12 protein-coding genes are annotated in these 15870 nt (G+C 58.7%); 1 reads left to right on the top strand and 11 read right to left on the bottom strand.

What is annotated here, in order from left to right; genetic code table 11:
• Nucleotides 1-63: 63 nt before the first annotated feature.
• From RBRH_RS13785 to argG, 5 genes are all read right to left on the bottom strand, one after another.
• Complete coding sequence (locus RBRH_RS13785) at nucleotides 64-966, bottom strand: LysR family transcriptional regulator (protein ID WP_041754784.1); 903 nt, start codon at nucleotides 964-966, stop codon at nucleotides 64-66.
• A gap of 218 nt (nucleotides 967-1184) precedes the next feature.
• Nucleotides 1185-3833, bottom strand: a complete 2649-nt coding sequence (locus RBRH_RS13790; RefSeq protein WP_049786539.1) for a hybrid sensor histidine kinase/response regulator — start codon at nucleotides 3831-3833, stop codon at nucleotides 1185-1187.
• A 164-nt stretch (nucleotides 3834-3997) separates the two neighbouring features.
• Nucleotides 3998-4336: a TetR/AcrR family transcriptional regulator gene (locus tag RBRH_RS13795; protein WP_013428701.1), complete on the bottom strand. Its 339-nt coding sequence runs from the start codon at nucleotides 4334-4336 to the stop codon at nucleotides 3998-4000.
• A 707-nt stretch (nucleotides 4337-5043) separates the two neighbouring features.
• A complete protein-coding gene (locus RBRH_RS13805) occupies nucleotides 5044-6489 on the bottom strand; it encodes an NAD-dependent succinate-semialdehyde dehydrogenase (RefSeq protein ID WP_013428703.1) in 1446 nt (481 codons plus the stop codon).
• Between the two features lie 68 nt (nucleotides 6490-6557).
• On the bottom strand, nucleotides 6558-7916 hold the full coding sequence (gene argG / locus RBRH_RS13810; protein WP_013428704.1) for an argininosuccinate synthase: 1359 nt from the start codon (nucleotides 7914-7916) through the stop codon (nucleotides 6558-6560).
• Between the two features lie 505 nt (nucleotides 7917-8421).
• Between argG and RBRH_RS13815 the strand changes: the two genes are divergently transcribed.
• Nucleotides 8422-9084 carry a hypothetical protein gene (locus tag RBRH_RS13815; RefSeq protein ID WP_013428706.1) on the top strand — a complete coding sequence of 221 codons (663 nt, stop codon included), beginning with the start codon at nucleotides 8422-8424 and terminating at the stop codon, nucleotides 9082-9084.
• Between the two features lie 57 nt (nucleotides 9085-9141).
• On the opposite strand, the gene RBRH_RS17935 is transcribed toward RBRH_RS13815, so the two are convergent.
• The 6 genes from RBRH_RS17935 to RBRH_RS13850 all read right to left on the bottom strand — a co-directional run bounded on the left by RBRH_RS17935 (nucleotide 9142) and on the right by RBRH_RS13850 (nucleotide 15862).
• The gene (locus RBRH_RS17935; RefSeq protein WP_157864541.1) at nucleotides 9142-10665 is read right to left on the bottom strand and encodes a hypothetical protein; all 1524 of its coding nucleotides are present in this window, start codon (nucleotides 10663-10665) and stop codon (nucleotides 9142-9144) included.
• Between the two features lie 743 nt (nucleotides 10666-11408).
• The gene (locus RBRH_RS13835; protein ID WP_013428708.1) at nucleotides 11409-12143 is read right to left on the bottom strand and encodes a ProQ/FinO family protein; all 735 of its coding nucleotides are present in this window, start codon (nucleotides 12141-12143) and stop codon (nucleotides 11409-11411) included.
• 70 nt (nucleotides 12144-12213) lie between these two features.
• Complete coding sequence (locus tag RBRH_RS21460) at nucleotides 12214-12348, bottom strand: hypothetical protein (protein ID WP_370645100.1); 135 nt, start codon at nucleotides 12346-12348, stop codon at nucleotides 12214-12216.
• A gap of 152 nt (nucleotides 12349-12500) precedes the next feature.
• Nucleotides 12501-13961, bottom strand: coding sequence for a DegQ family serine endoprotease (locus RBRH_RS13840; RefSeq protein WP_013428710.1), 1461 nt, complete (start codon nucleotides 13959-13961; stop codon nucleotides 12501-12503).
• Nucleotides 13962-14375: 414 nt separating this feature from the next.
• Nucleotides 14376-14651: a hypothetical protein gene (locus tag RBRH_RS13845; protein WP_041755018.1), complete on the bottom strand. Its 276-nt coding sequence runs from the start codon at nucleotides 14649-14651 to the stop codon at nucleotides 14376-14378.
• Nucleotides 14652-14950: 299 nt separating this feature from the next.
• Nucleotides 14951-15862 (bottom strand): LysR family transcriptional regulator, encoded by a 912-nt coding sequence (locus RBRH_RS13850; RefSeq protein ID WP_041755019.1) that lies wholly within the window; start codon nucleotides 15860-15862, stop codon nucleotides 14951-14953.
• Nucleotides 15863-15870: the final 8 nt, after the last annotated feature.

The following is a 15870-nucleotide window of genomic DNA, read 5'->3' on the forward strand; positions in this document are numbered from 1 at the left end:
GCCCTGCCGACACGGGTGATCATCGCGGTCACAATATCGAGCGCAAGCGCGGCAGCCATCCGGCTAAAACAGGCCGGACTGCCGCATTTGCGCGAAAAAAGCTTGCACGGCGGCCGAATAGCGACGGCCGCGCCGCACGAATAGCTGAGCCTTGGCGCGCTCGAGCACGGCGTTGGTCGTGCGCCGTGCAACGAGCACACCAGCGGCCAGCTCGCGCTCCACCGGATAGACTGACAGGAATGTCACGCCCAGCCCCGCGCCAACGTAGTGCATCAACGCATCGATCGAATTCGCCGAAAATACGGCATTGAGCCGGATCCCATCTGCCACCTCGGCTTGATGCGTCAGCGCGCGCAGGCCGGTGCCCGCTGGCGCAAGCGCCAGCGGGTATTGCGCCACGGCAGCCAACGACACCCGCGCAGCTGGCCCCGCCAAAGGATGCGCCGCCGCCATGATCGCGCACAGCGGCTGCGGCCGTTCGTGCACGATGCGCACCGCCGGATGGGCGGGCGGACACAGCGTCCAGCCAAGATGCGCCCGGTCCTCGACCACGTGTGCAACCGCCTCTTCCGCCCGGACCGTCTCCATCTGCACGTTGATTCCTGGATACCGGGCGCAGAATGCCGCCATCACCTTGGACATCAATTCGCGCACAAAGCCCTCGCCGGTCACGATCGTCAGCTCACCTCGCTCCAACCCACGTAGTTCGTCCAGGCGCAGCCGCAGTGTTTCCTCCACCAGGCGCCGCTCCTCGTAGGCCTGCAGCACTAGGCGCCCCGCATCGGTCGGCGCGACGCCGCGCCCACGCCGCTCGATCAGCGTGACATTCAACTCTTTCTCGAGCAATTGGATCTGCCGGCTGATTACCGATGCCTCCACGCCAAGCCGTTCGGCAGCGGCGCGCATCGAGCCGGCCGTGAGCGCCGCATGAAAGTAGTGGAGCCGCCGCTCGCTCAGACTCACCATTGGCCTCGGCATTGACATTTGCTCAACGCGATTCTACGCAGACAGGCGTTGCTTGCAACATTGTGTAGGCAAACGCTGCGCGGGCAGGCAGCGAGTGCGCGCCTGCCCGCCACCGCTGCCAGCAAACCGTCCATTGCGCGGAGGACTTCATGCATCTAGCCTCTCAGCCGGCGTCAACCGGCACACCGGCTTGCGCCGACAGCCCGCGGGCAACGCCGCTACGCCGATTTGCAGCACGCTGCAATTTGACGGCCGAGCGCCACTACGTCCAGTGGCTTTTGCAGCACGGGAACATCGTTGAGCAATGGGTCGACATCCGCGCATTGCCCGTACCCTGACATCAGGAACACATGGACATGCGGCTGGGTACGCCGCAGCGCTAATGCAAGCTGATCGCCAGCCATGCCGGGCAACGTGAGATCGCTCAGCAAGACATCATAGCGCTGCGCCGCGGCCCGCGTCAGCGCTTCCTCCGCGCTGCCGGCCGCACAACACCGCAGCCCCATCACCTCAATCAGGTCGCGCATCGCCTCACGCGATGGTGCGTCGTCTTCTACCAGGAGCACATGATATGGCAGTTGCCCTTCTTCGTCGCACGGCCCGAGGGCGGCGGACTGTGTCGCCGCAAGTGATGGCAATGGGGAAGGCGATGCCGACTCAGCGGGTAAGATTGACGGCGATGGCGACTCGTTTTCGCCGGGCGGCAGTGCCGACTGAGGCGTCATGCGTCCCCTAAACTGCCCTTCGAGCGCGCTGCGCAGCTTATGCGCCAACTCATCACGCCGATACGGCTTGGCCAGCAGCGTCACGCCCGGATCGAGCCGGCCATGATGAAAGATCTCGTCACGCGTGTAGCCCGACGTGAACACCACGGGCACCGGCGGCACCCGTTGCGCAGCAAGACGAGCAAGCTCGGGGCTCTTCACGTCCCCCGGCATCACGACATCGGTGAACAGCAGGTCGATGCGCGCGTCGTCGAGCAATATCGCCTTGGCCTCGTCTCCAGTCGACGCAGTCAACACCTGGTAGCCAAGCTGCGCAATCATATCGACGGCGGTCAGGCGCACATCCGCATCGTCCTCAACGATGAGCACCGTCTCGTTACCGCGCGGCACGCCGCCCGGCGTCACGGGCGAGTCTATGCACGGCGTCTCGAGCGAGCGCGGAAAAAACAACTCGACCGTTGTGCCGCGCCCAACCACGCTATCAATTTCCATGTGACCGCCGCTTTGCTTGACAAAGCCGAATACCATGCTCAAGCCCAGCCCGGTTCCATGGCCTTCCGGCTTAGTCGTGTAGAACGGCTCGAAGGCATGCTCGAGCACCTCGGCAGACATGCCCACACCGGTATCCGAGACCGAAAAGCAAACGTACTCGCCCGGCCTGACCTCAGTGTCACCGCCACCGCCGTGCCCATTGTCCGGCTTGCCGTCCAGCACCACGTTGCGTGCGGCGATCGTCAACGTGCCCTCGCCACGCATCGCGTCGCGGCCGTTGATGGCCAGATTCAGCAGCGCGTTCTCCAGCTGATTGCGATCGACCAGCACATTCCACAAGTCATCCGGCACGATCGTATCGATATTGACCGTCTCGCCAAGCGAACGATGAATCATCTCGTCCATGCCTTCAAGCAACTGCCGCGGACAAACCACCGATGGCGACAAAGGCTGGCGTCGCGCGAACGCGAGCAGGTGCGATGCGAGCCGGGCACCGCGCCGCACTGCCTCCGCCGCGGTTGCGATCCGACGTTGCGCGACCGGGTGGTTGGCCAGTTCCGCCGACAACATTTGCAGGTTGCCGTTGATCACTTGCAAGACATTATTGAAGTCATGGGCAACGCCGCCGGTGAGGCTGCCCAGCGCCTCCATTTTTTGCGCCTGCCGCAGTTGCGCCTCCACCGCCGCCCGTGCAGAAACCGCGTCCTTGACCCGCTGCTCCAGGGTGGCCGTCAATTGCACCAATGCCGCTTCCGCGACCTTGCGCTCATGAATGTCGATTAGCACACCGGGTAGCCGGCGCGGCCCTCCGTGCGCATCCAGCTCCCACTGTCCGCTTGATTGCACCCAAAGGAATTCGCCGTTCGCGCGTGTGATCCGGTATTCGGCGCGAAACGGCGTTCGCGAGCACAGCGACGCAAGCATCTGCGCCTGCACTTGGGCGACGTCATCAGGATCGACCTGCTGAATGGACAATAGATCGCCAATGCCGCGGACTTGTCGTTGTGAAACGTCGCCGAAGGTGCGAGTAAAGCGTTCGTCGCCGCTGACCGTGCCGAAGCCAACGTCCCAGACCCACGTGCCAAGTACCGCGCCGGTATTGAGCGCAAGTTGCAACCGCTCGTTGGCCAACCGCAGCGCGACCTCTGCGCGTTGCCGCGATTGCTCGGTCTGCACGCGCTCGGTTGTCTCCACGACTACCGCGATGACGCCCGCAGGCACGTCATCGTCGCCGGCGACTGGACTGTAGTACAAGTCCATCCAAACGTCCTCCGGCTTGCCGTCGCGCAGCAGCACAAGCTCCTTGTCGCGATACGTCAGCGTGCCGCCGGCAAGGCAAGTCTCCAGCACGCGGCGATTGAACGCAGCCACTTCCGGCCAGCCTTGCTCGACCGGACAGCCGAGCAAATACGGATGCCGGCCGCCGGCGAATATCGCATACGCATCGTTGTACAGCATGTAGCCATCGGCGCCCCACAGCACCACCATCGGCACTGGAGAGGCCAGCACCACTTGCATCACCGACACCAAGCTCTGCGGCCAGCGCTCGATCGAGCCCAATTCGGTCACGGACCAGTCGAACGCCCGGATCCGCTGCGCCATTTCACCGTCGCCGCCCACATGGCGCCGAGATTCGTCGAGCACGGACATGGCTCCCCCTGCAAATATCGCGCGCAACCCTGCACCCGGCCAATGCCACCGCGACGGACCACAACCATCACGCAGACCGGTAAAACATAGCGAACGCTAAACTAAACGCAAACCGCGCGGCACTTCAAGCGCTCCGCGCGCCAGCATCCTCGCAAACAACGTCGTCAGGCCATCACTGATGGGACTGGGATCGGCGTGCTCACCCATGCGCGCGGCTTGCCGTTCCAGTCGCCATCTGACATCGCCTCCCTCGCAACTTGCGTCTGCTCGCGGATATGAGTCGAAAATCGCTCCCGCCATGCGTCAACGAGTTCATTCCTCGACTTAAAATAATGATAGAACGTGCTCTTCAAATTGACTGCCTCGATGACGATGTCGTCAGTCGTCGCCTTGTCGATGCCGTTCCGCACAAATAGCCTGGCGCCGACATTCATGAGTTCCTTGCGCCGCATATCTGCGGGGTGGATCGTATGCCACCCTTTCGACGGGGCGCTGTTTTTCATCGACATCGCTGTCAAATCAGTTATCGTAGACTATAGGAAAAACTGAATTCTACCGCCCCGGCTCGCATCCTCGCTCTGGCAACCGTGGCGATGCACAGTTGAACGGCACCGATGCGCAGCCCGCGCCGCTTCACAGCAAACAAGCCGCGCCGCTCCTACTGATGAAGCAGGCCATTAAGTTCATAGGTTTATGAATATTTTGAGCGGATTTATCCGATTTCCGCTCCTGACAGCCTCGGGTGGCCAGACTGGGGGGCACCGGCCGCCGGCCTCGCGTGGAGGATGATTCGGAGATTTGCATGCGTTGGATAGTGCTTTTCTGGTTTGTGGCCAGTGCGTTCCACGTGTCGATACGCGGGCGTATGCGGTTTGGCTTCTGACGCCAGCGGTCCGACCATTCGACGTTCATGGCACCGATCCATTGCCTGTGCTACCTGTTCTCGAGCGTGAGGCGCGGGACCCATCTCGACAGCCACACCTTTCCAGAACTTGCGCCGCTGCGCGACAATTGGCGCGCAATCCGCGGCGAGCCGCTAGCGGTCGATGCCACGCAGAAAATCGCCGCGGCGCCACTTCTACCTGAAATGGTACGATACGCTGCATCCGTCGGTCTAATGCAATGTGGATGCGGCACGATAAGCCCTGCCGAGCACATCCAGCACCGCCGAGCGTCCGACTACCGCGACCGCGACCGCGTCACGGCGAGATCAAACCGCCGCCACGGACACCGCCTTGGTGACTAGATAAGCCTCCATCGCCTCCGGCCCACCCTCGGACCCATACCCCGAATCCTTGACGCCGCCAAACGGCATTTCAGGCCACGGCGTCGCAGGCTGATTAATCCAAAGCATGCCAACCTCGAGCTGATGAGACAGCAGGTGCACATTGCGCACGGAACGCGTAAACGCATAGCCGGCAAGACCATACGGCAACCGATTCGCCTCGGCGATCGCGTCCTCGAGCCGGTCGAAGCCGCGGACCGCGGCAACAGGCCCAAATGGTTCCTGGTTGAACACATCTGCGTCCCGGGGCACATTCGTCAATACCGTCGGCGCAAAGAAATTACCTGCGGAGCCGACCCGCTCGCCGCCGGTAGCCACCGTCGCGCCGGTGGCGCGCGCATTCTCGACGATCCGTGTCATTGCCGTAAGACGACGCGCGTTTGCCAGCGGACCGAGCGTGGTGCCTTGCGCAAGCCCGTCACCGAGTTTCAAACCCTGTGCGTGCTTGACCAGTGCCGCCTCGAATGCCTCGCGAATGCTGTTGTGTACCAGAAAACGCGTCGGCGAAATACACACCTGCCCCGCGTTTCGGAACTTTGCCCCACCGGCCGCCTTGATCGCCAGTGCGATGTCGGCGTCCTCGGCGACGATCACCGGCGCGTGGCCACCCAGCTCCATCGTCGCACGCTTCATATGCGCGCCGGCCAACGCCGCGAGCTGCTTGCCGACCGGCGTCGATCCGGTAAACGTCACCTTGCGGATCACCGGGTGCGCAATGAGGTAGCTCGAGATTGCCGCGGGATCGCCAAACACGAGTCCAATGGTGCCGGCCGGCACGCCGGCGTCGACGAATGCCTGCAGCAGCCCCGCCGGCGACGCCGGCGTTTCCTCCGGTGCCTTCACAAGGAACGAGCATCCGCATGCGAGCGCCGCGCTGAGCTTGCGCACGACCTGGTTGACCGGAAAATTCCAAGGCGTAAAGGCAGCAACCGGCCCGATCGGCTCCTTCAGCACCGACTGCTGCACCGCAAGATTGCGCGACGGCACGATGCGGCCATATACGCGCCGCCCTTCATCCGCGAACCATTCGATGATATCGGCTGCTGACAACACCTCGATGCGCGCTTCTGCAAACGGCTTGCCCTGCTCCTGTGTCATCAACCGCGCGATCCCTTCGGCGCGCTCGCGCACCAGCGTCGCGGCCTTGCGCATCGTCGCCGCGCGCTCGTGAACTGGTACCTTGCGCCAGGTATCAAAGCCGCGCTGCGCGGCCGCCAACGCACGGTCCAAATCCGCGATGCCGGCGTGTGCGACACGGCCAATGACTTGGCCGGTCGCCGGATTGACCACGTCGAGCGTCTTGCCACTCGCCGCATCGCACCACTGGCCGTCAATGAGAAGTCGGGTATCCGTATAGCTCGACGTAACCATGCTGCCTCATCCCTGAAAATTAGAGTACGGTGCTGCTCGCCTTGCGATGGATGCGGCGCAGCGAGGCGTTACTGGCCCGCGTCGTCGCCGCGCCGGCCTTCGCCTTGCTCCAGTTGCGGCAGCGAGATCCCGCCTTGGGCGCCGAGCACGCCAGTCTTCGCGTAGAGCTGCAGCTTGTCGCGAGTATCGGCGATATCGAGATTGCGCATCGTCAACTGGCCGATGCGGTCCAACGGCGAGAACGTCGACTCACCTTTTTCCATTGTCAGCCGCTCGGGCTGGTAGGTCAGGTGCGGCGACTGGGTGTTGACGATCGAATAATCGTTACCGCGACGCAACTCGATCGTCACCTCGCCGGTGATCGCACGCGCAACCCAGCGCTGCGACGCCTCACGCAGCATGATCGCCTGCGGATCAAACCAGCGGCCCTGGTACAACAGTCGTCCAAGGCGGCGACCGTTGTCACGATACTGGTCGATCGTATCCTCATTGTGGATACCCGTGACCAGGCGCTCATAGGCGATATACAGCAACGCCAGTCCCGGCGCTTCATAGATGCCGCGGCTCTTCGCCTCGATGATCCGGTTCTCGATTTGGTCGCTCACGCCCAATCCATGCCGTCCGCCAATGCGGTTCGCCTCGAGCAGTAGCTCAACGCCGCTATCAAATTCGACGCCGTTGATCGCCACCGGAAGACCCTGCTCAAACCGCACGGTCACGTCCTCGCGGGCAATCTGCACGTCGTCGCGCCACGACGCGACACCCATGATCGGCGCGACGATCCGCACGCTGCTGTCCAACTGCTCCAGATCCTTGGCCTCATGTGTGGCGCCGAGAATGTTCGAATCGGTCGAATACGCTTTGTCAGCCGACATCCGGTAATCAAAGCCTGCCTGGCGCATGAACTCGGACATCTCGGCCCGGCCGCCGAGCTCGTCGATGAACGCCTGATCCAGCCATGGCTTGTAAATGCGCAGGCCCGGATTGACGAGCAGCCCATAACGGTAGAAGCGCTCGATGTCATTACCTTTGAACGTGCTGCCGTCGCCCCAAATGTTGACACCATCCTCCTTCATTGCCGCCACCAGCATCGTGCCGGTCACTGCTCGGCCCAACGGCGTCGTGTTGAAGTAGGTGACGCCGGCGGTACTGATGTGGAACGCGCCGCACTGCAGCGCGGCAAAGCCCTCTGCGACAAGCTGCGCGCGACAATCAATCAGCCTTGCGTTTTCTGCTCCATACTGCTTCGCGCGACGCGGGATGTCATCGTAGTCGGTCTCGTCCGGCTGGCCCAGATTGGCCGTGTATGCATACGGGATCGCCCCCTTGATGCGCATCCAGTGCAGCGCTGCGCTGGTGTCCAGGCCGCCTGAGAACGCGATGCCGACCTTTTGGCCGCGCGGAAGTTGTTGCAGGATAGTTGCCATAGCTGATGTGCGGAAATGTCGGATGAAAACGCTTACAGAAGGGCTTCGCGCCCACAGGGCATCAATTGTATTACCAAACGCAATGCAAACGGGGCGTTCGGGCCAAACGCTCCGTCTCTTGCCAATAGTTTACACGCCATGCGCAGCCCGCGCGCCATACAGGTACTTACCGCACGCTTTCATGTATCGCAGCGCGCGCGGTGAATGTCTCACGCCAATGCGTCAACTTTTGATTAACCCGCCATGATGCTGTTTAAAAACACGTCGGACATTATGAATCAGACCAAAAATTAATGGATACTGCTTAGCCTATGTACTTGGTAACGTTTTTTCATTAGCTTTCATTTTGCACCTCGGTGCTTTTAATTTTTCCCATTGTGGTAAATTGCACGACTAGTGCATTGAACGCCCAGGCACCGCGATGCATTCACAGTGCAACGACAAGTGTCTGTACCCATGACACCATCCGCATGCCTATTCAAACATAAACCTAATAAAATGACCCATGGACTTTGATCCTAACCTTGCATCTATCAACGCTCAAGTGGCTATGTGCGCAATGCAGAGCCAGCAAAACCAACATGCTACTGCAGCCGCACCGCCTGGCTCATTACGCCAGATGGCGCCCGAGAACACATGTACGTTGAAAGAGCCGATGATCTGTGCAACGGAAAATCAAGCCAAAGAACCAGTAAATGGCTCGACAATAGTTCGTAAAAACCGTCCGACAACCTACCGAGATCTGCCGCTCGAAATCATCCAGCAGGTGGCCGACTGCCTACCCTTTGATCTTATCGGTGATCTATCGACCGTGGACAGGCGCACATACCACGTGCTGCGAGAACGGCGGCTACGCTATCTTTGCTATGCACGCGCCCTGCACCTAAAAGAGAGTAATTTTGATTTAGCATCAGCACTTCAATTATTAGCCGAGATTGAACGGATCCGCGCACACTCTGCGTTGCGCGCTGAGCCACTCAGAAGGCTGGCGTGGCTCATATTAGACTTGCCCGGTGCGCAAAAGTCGACGGCATTCGCACTTATTTTTGAGGCTGCAGACCGCATGCATTGGATTATAATATTAATCGACAACCGTCACCAGTGCCGAGCAAAAATGCGATCATCGATTTCACTTGCTCTTATTATGATGGGCCAACTGCAATTATGAGCCAGCTGCGGTTAAGCGATCCTTTGCAGCTCATGCACCGCTTAATCAGCCCACAATTCAAGCGTTAGCGCTGTTATGCGCACCGACATCATTATCCAATACATCCATTAAATTTTTGTCACCCCTAATTCTCTCAACAAATTCTTTTATAACACTTCTAAATCTCCAATCGACCTCCTCATCGACAACATATTGATCCATCAGCGCATCAACTTGCCCTCTGCTGTGGATACCGGTTAAGACATCCGCCAAGCAAATATATAACCCTTTTCCACTTAGCCAACGAGAAAAAATTTTTAACGACTTAATCTTGTCTTCGTTATACCCAAGGCCAATTCCATTAGCCTTACAATAATTATAAATATTATCAGAAGTTTTTTTGTCTTTTTCAGATAAAAATCTATCGTAGTTCTTCGCTATTGAAGACCTCTTTTTTCCACGCAAAATATCAATTGACGGCTTAAAGTCCTTTTTATAAGTCGGCTTCATACTTCCATCAGCCTTAAAAAGCGTTTCCAGTGCATCGGTAAATTCTCTATCAATTTCTGATTTTATAATACTTAACGACTCATCAACTCCAAATTCTTTCTCAATAAAAAATTTTATTCTCAACAACGTATCGCAATGTCTTGAGTTCCTCAACGCATGAAGAATATCAGCATCTTTTTCTTTGGGCTGCGACATTTTCAAGCGGAGACTAACTATATTGCGCGCGTCACTAGCCAAGTCAGACGCCGCAGAATTTTCCACAAAAAGACTATCATAACCCGTTATTTGCGACAACTGCCTTCCCTTCTCCCATTCAAGCAAATATTTAAGTTTATTAACAGCCCTATCAATTTTAGACCTATAACCACTGCTCAGCTTAAAACTATCATCATTTTTAAATAGCGAAAATACATTAGTTGGATTATAAATATTTGAAGGATCCGTAACCGGTTGACTTCTCAAATAAGCAACAAGACTGCCTTCATGCTTTACATTTAGCCATCCAGCAAAGTAAATCAAAATGCGGACTAAATTTCCTTCTTCGGATTTTTTATACCTAAATTTTGGACAAGCCTCCCCTAAAGCGGCAAAGCGTCTATCTATATTGAATAAAAGTTGCTTATCTTCTTGTGACAAAATAAAATTTGGGCGAATGCTAGCACCAGCAGGTGCGCTTGAGTTGAGCGCAGCAAGGTATGGCTGGATTGTCGTGCCACTAGCATCTACGCTGGTTCCGGCATGCTGCTCTGTTAACAGTTGCTGCTGAGTAGACGCTGAAGGCGATCGAAGACGCCGGAACACATTGCTAAGCCATGGAACATTGACGGGTGGACGCGGTAAAGACCGCTCTTCAACCATATCCGGTTCATCACGTCGTGTTGGCCTCGTTTGGCTTCGAATGGGTGAGCCGCTGCGAGTTCGCCCCCGTGTCCATACATTCGTATCATCCAAACGGGTATGGTTTTCAGAAGCGAACGGACGCCGAATGTCATCATCCAACGCATCATCCAATTCCGCAAAGTCGACCGGCTTAATTACAGAGAACTGCTGGCCCCCATCTTGCCGAAGCTGGCTACTATTTGCCAGGGTCATCCTTGCCGGGTCCGATGACCACGTCATCATTGCCTCTTGAGGAGCCCGACGTGACGAACGGACGCGTGGCTGTACTTGACGCGATGTGGCGTCGGCGCCTGTTTGCGCTACATCGTCCGGTTGTTGAAAGTTTCTAGTACTGGAGGAATTTGCTAGGGTCCTTATTGACGGGTCCGACGACCAGGTCATGATCGCCCCCTGAAGGGCCCGAGATGACGAATGGACGCGTGGCTGTACTTGACGCGATGTGGCGTCGACGCCTGTTTGCGTTACACCGTCCGGTTGTTGAAAATTCGCAGCGGGGGAAGAATGAGCGTGAGAAAAAACGTTGAAGGGATTCATTAAAAAGCAAACAGCGTTGCGGCTGCTTTCTCCAGTGGACAAACCAGAGCATATTTTGCTAAACAACGCCCTTACGAGTACGTGTTACTACGAAACGGGCTCATGGCTAACGCACTATCTACTGTCGCCGCCCTTAACAAAATAATTTAGTCATGTAAATCATATAGGCATTTATATAATAATATGGATGCCTATATGATGACAGCAAGCTTACGCATACCTTGCATGTTTACCTTTATAAGCTAAACATGCTGACTATGCCGTTACGTATCACGATGCAGGTGTGTTCGGACACGGCAGCTAAACAACAAGACTGCGTGATATGGTCAGCGCCAAACGCTCGTGCACGTCATGATGCGCATCGCTGCTGCACTGGCGCAGCAGCTAGAATCTCCCCGGCCTCACTCCAAATTTGTCTTCGGGTCCTGGGCCGTTCGATGCGCTTGGGCCGACTGAGGGTCCCGGCATTCCATCTGCTGCGCGTCCACCGATGCGTGTGCCGATGGCTGCTGCGCCGGCTGCGGCGACGTCTTTGCTATCCGCGCTTCGTTTGACAAGCATGCCGTGCCGGTCTTCGCCTCGGCGCGTTGCCGTTTGACACCGCCATGCGGATGCGAGCGCCGCGACGCCAGCCAGCGTGCGCGCGCTGCCTGCGGCGCCGAAACCTCACCCACAGGATTGCCTTGCAAATCGACACGCGCAGCATGTTCGACAAGGCAATTCCAGTAACGACTACCCTGACACCACGTCGCGATCGCATCCTTGATCTGCGCTTCGGTCAGTCCAAGCTTCTTCGCGTGCTGCATCGCATCGATATGAATACCGAGTTTGAGCGGCAGCTTCGGTTCGGGTTTTTTAGGAAAAGACTTTGGAAAATGCTTCTGCAAGCGCCAGATCGCTTCCACTACCGGATCGACCGGTTTGTGGCTCTGCGCAACGGGCCGCTGCTGGCCGCCCTGCCCGGTTCGTGCCCGCTTTGCATGATAAGCCGCAGAGTGTTGCTTGCCCTGCTGCTTGCCTTGTTCGGCATGCTGCGGCTCGCCTTGTTCCGTACGCTGCTTCACCTGCTCAGCCCGTTGCTGTCTAGCCTGTGCAGCGAGTTGCTGCTTCAGCGCGGCAAGTTGCTCAAAACCCATGTTGCTTGTTATTTAAAAGGAGTCTGCCCATTGTAGCAGTTCGTCCTTGGGCGCAAGAGACTGTCGTCGGTCACGAAGCCGCATGCGGCGGCTGCAGCGTACCCGAATTGGCGCTCAATAAGTCCTCGCTGCGCTCAATCACATAACGCTCCAGCATCGAGACCACCGCGTCGTCGCGCAGTTCATTCCATGGTATTTGCCGCAAGCGGCACGATGCGCAGCGGCGCGCGTGGCTGCGCGTTATCGAGCACGCGACCGCAGTAGTAGGCCTAGGCGCCGGCGCATGCTTCGCCGCGTGGCTCGAACACCGCAAACAAGAAAACCACGGCCAACCCTGCAGCCACGGTGCATGATGGGTCAGCCGAGGTCAACCGGTATAAAGATTTGTGCGTTGTCGCGCTGCACCAGCAACGCAACACTGCTACCGGCCCGCGAGAGGCTTGATGCAAGTTGGGCGGGCGTCGTGACCGGCTGGCCGTTCACCGCCAGGATGACATCGCCAGGCTGCACGCCGGCAGCCGCTGCCGGGCCTGCAACATCCTGCACCAGCAGGCCTTGGGCCTGCACTGCGCGTCGCTCCTGCGGCGTCAATACGCGCACCGCGACACCGAGCCGGCCCTGCGTCGCGCCTTGCGCATCGTTGGACTCGAGCTTACCGTTTGTGAACGCGCCCAGTGTCACATTCACGTCCTTTGTGCTCCTGTCACGCCACACCTGCAGTTTTGCAGTCGTGCCCGGTTGCATCGCGGCGATCTGCGCGGGCAGTTCCGACGAGCTTAGCACCGGCGCGCCATTGACCTGTAATATCACGTCGCCTGCCTTCAGCCCAGCCTTTGCGGCCGGCCCACCGGGCTCGACCGAACTGATCAGCGCACCCTGCGGCTGCTTTAGGCCAAACGAGTTTGCCAGCGCCTGGTTCACGCCCTGCACCGACACGCCCAACCGCCCCCGACTGACGTGACCGGTCTTCACTAGCTGATCCTTCACACGGATCGCCTCATCAATCGGGATCGCGAATGACAGGCCCTGGAAACCACCGGTCTGAGAGTAAATCATCGAGTTGATCCCGATTACATCACCCTGCAGATTGAACAACGGCCCACCTGAATTGCCAGGATTCACCGGCACATCGGTTTGGATAAACTGCGTATAGTTTTCGTCTGGCAGCGCACGCGACTTCGCGCTGATGATGCCCGACGTCACAGTGTTGTCAAAACCATACGGCGAGCCGATCGCGACAACCCACTGACCGACCTTGCTTTGCTTGGGATCGCCGATCTTCACCACCGGCAGGTTGCTCGCGTCAATCTTGAGCACCGCCACATCGGACTGCTTATCGCTGCCCACCACCTTCGCGCGGAACTCGCGCTTGTCGGTCAATCGCACGCTCACCACGTTCGCGCCGTCGATCACGTGCGCATTCGTCAGGATATATCCGTCCTTGCTGATGATGAAGCCCGAACCCAGACTGCTGCTCGGTACCTCCTGCTGCGGGCCGAAATTGCCGCCGAACCCGTAGAAGCGGCGGAAGAATTGGAAGAACGGATCACTCGGGTCGAGTGGCAACGGCAGGCCGCGCTGTGCGGCTTGTCGCACGATATGCTTCGCGCTGATGTTGACGACTGCCGGGCCGTACGTTTCAACCAACCCGGAGAAATCAGGTACGCCGGTCTTCGCGGCGGCCTCGGCCGGCATCATCGGAACGGCATGGGCCGACTGCACAGGCTCAATGTCCTTGTGTCCAGCGAAGTACCCGGCCGATAACGCGGCCGCCACCGCGACGGCAACGGCGCTACGCGACAGGATTTTGGTTTTCATCGATTGCGCTCCTCGTCGGCATGACTGCTACAATGCCTGCCAGAATAGGAGCGGTCGCTTAAATCTGTCTTAAAACCGAGATCGTCAGGGTCGCTACACAATGCCACGTATCCTGTCCGAAGGCGCCCGGGTGACATCGCCTTGTCTAATACGGAGATTCCATGTCATACAGGCTGCTCATCGTCGGACCCACGGAATAGCGAAGTTAGCGCGGCCTCGAGGCGGGGGATGCGCAGTGTACAAACGGATGATGCGTTTTTAAGACGACTTGAAAGCATGCAGGCTATTGGTCATAGTGCAGTCGCTCGCCCCCGTCCCTGGCCGTGTGCGCGTGCAGACGCGTGACGGCTGGCACCGGCTGGTCCCTGTTATGAGTGACAAGCGGTGCTGGCCGCGAACCAAGCGGCCACAGCGCTACTTGCCAAGCCGCGCGCGCAACGCCCGCGCCGTTTCCAGCAACCCCTCGTAGCCCGACCGCGCGTGATCCGGTAGGTCCGGATCACCGACCAGCGCCCCCAGTGTCTCGATCAAGCTGTACAGGATACCCTTGGCTGCGCCGGCTGCGATATGGCCTGACGAAAGCTGTGTGTCCACGTGGTTGAGCGCGGCATCCAGATGGTCGACATCCGGCCGCTCGCCACGCGCGCCCGGCGACGACGGTCGCCCACCGTGACTCGATTCTTCACCCATTCCGTTCCCCTGTTCAAGAATCCGATCATCCATCCCGCTTATCTTCCGCTTTTGGGGAGACGTTGGCGCGACGTCGGAACTCCGGACTGATGCTTACGTCACCACCTTTATTTACATGATTATATTGGCTCAATACGCGGAATGCGGCAATGAGTCATCGTGTCAGGGTAGCAGTCATCATCGCCCCCTTAAAGATTCGTCAATATTACTTCTTTTTGCGCAGTGCAATATTGAGCGGAATGTCGCAGGCTGCGCGGCACCTTACGCACATGGTCGGTCCAGCTGCCTGCCACAGTGGGCTATCGAGCGACGTCCGACGCGGGCATGGCCCCCGAGCCCAGTGCCTCGGACAAAAAATCGATGAAAGTACGCACTTTCGGCGTCATGTACTTGCGGCTCGTGTAGACGACGTACACGCGCGGCGAGAACAACACATAGTCTGGCAGCAGCTTGAGCAGTGCACCGTCGCGCACCTCAGTCGTGACAATCCACTCCGGCAGGTACGCCAAGCCCAGCCCCGCCTTAACACATTGCAGCGCCATCGACGTGTCGTTGGTCTTGAGCACCGCGCGGTTCCTGACTGTGAACCGCCCACGCGGCCCTGACAGCTCAACCCTGTCCAGATTTGTATAGTTTGGCAGCACAATCCGATGCGCCTCGATGTCGAGCGGCTCGCGCGGCATGCGATGCCGGGCCAGGTAATCGGGTGCGCCCACTAGCAGAAACGGCACTTCGCACAATGGCCGCACGATCAGCGACGGCGACGGCTCAGAGGTGGCGCGCAGCACCATATCATAGCCTTCTTGCGTCAGGTCGACAAAGCGATTTTCCAGCCGCAGGTCGATCAACACGTGGGGAAACCTGTGCTGGTAAGCCGCGACCAGATCCGCGAATCGCCGCGTCGCGAACCAGCCCGGCGCCGAGACTTTCAGCACACCCTGCGGCTGGCTGTTCTGTGCGCCGAGCGCCGCTTCAGCGGCCTGCAAAATGTCCAGTGCCTCGCAGCATTGTTCGTAATACACGCTGCCTGCCTCAGTCAGGCTCATCTGACGCGTGGTGCGGTTCAGCAACCGGACATGGAGTTCACGCTCGAGGCTGGCGATATGCTTGCTCGTCATCGCAGTCGAGATATTTAAGCGCTCGGCCGCCTTCACGAAGCTGCCCGCTTCGGCGACTTCACGAAACACCCGAATGCTGGTGAATTTATCCACGCTGCCCT

Source organism: Mycetohabitans rhizoxinica HKI 454, from assembly GCF_000198775.1.
GTDB lineage: Bacteria > Pseudomonadota > Gammaproteobacteria > Burkholderiales > Burkholderiaceae > Mycetohabitans > Mycetohabitans rhizoxinica.

What these genes read in the sequence shown, in the direction of transcription:
- RBRH_RS13785 (WP_041754784.1), bottom strand. Translation starts at nt 966, where the DNA reads ATGGTGAGTCTGAGCGAGCGGCGGCTCCACTACTTTCATGCGGCGCTC.
- RBRH_RS13790 (WP_049786539.1), bottom strand. Translation starts at nt 3,833, where the DNA reads ATGTCCGTGCTCGACGAATCTCGGCGCCATGTGGGCGGCGACGGTGAA.
- RBRH_RS13795 (WP_013428701.1), bottom strand. Translation starts at nt 4,336, where the DNA reads ATGAAAAACAGCGCCCCGTCGAAAGGGTGGCATACGATCCACCCCGCA.
- RBRH_RS13805 (WP_013428703.1), bottom strand. Translation starts at nt 6,489, where the DNA reads ATGGTTACGTCGAGCTATACGGATACCCGACTTCTCATTGACGGCCAG.
- argG (WP_013428704.1), bottom strand. Translation starts at nt 7,916, where the DNA reads ATGGCAACTATCCTGCAACAACTTCCGCGCGGCCAAAAGGTCGGCATC.
- RBRH_RS13815 (WP_013428706.1), top strand. Translation starts at nt 8,422, where the DNA reads ATGGACTTTGATCCTAACCTTGCATCTATCAACGCTCAAGTGGCTATG.
- RBRH_RS17935 (WP_157864541.1), bottom strand. Translation starts at nt 10,665, where the DNA reads ATGACCCTGGCAAATAGTAGCCAGCTTCGGCAAGATGGGGGCCAGCAG.
- RBRH_RS13835 (WP_013428708.1), bottom strand. Translation starts at nt 12,143, where the DNA reads ATGGGTTTTGAGCAACTTGCCGCGCTGAAGCAGCAACTCGCTGCACAG.
- RBRH_RS13840 (WP_013428710.1), bottom strand. Translation starts at nt 13,961, where the DNA reads ATGAAAACCAAAATCCTGTCGCGTAGCGCCGTTGCCGTCGCGGTGGCG.
- RBRH_RS13845 (WP_041755018.1), bottom strand. Translation starts at nt 14,651, where the DNA reads ATGGGTGAAGAATCGAGTCACGGTGGGCGACCGTCGTCGCCGGGCGCG.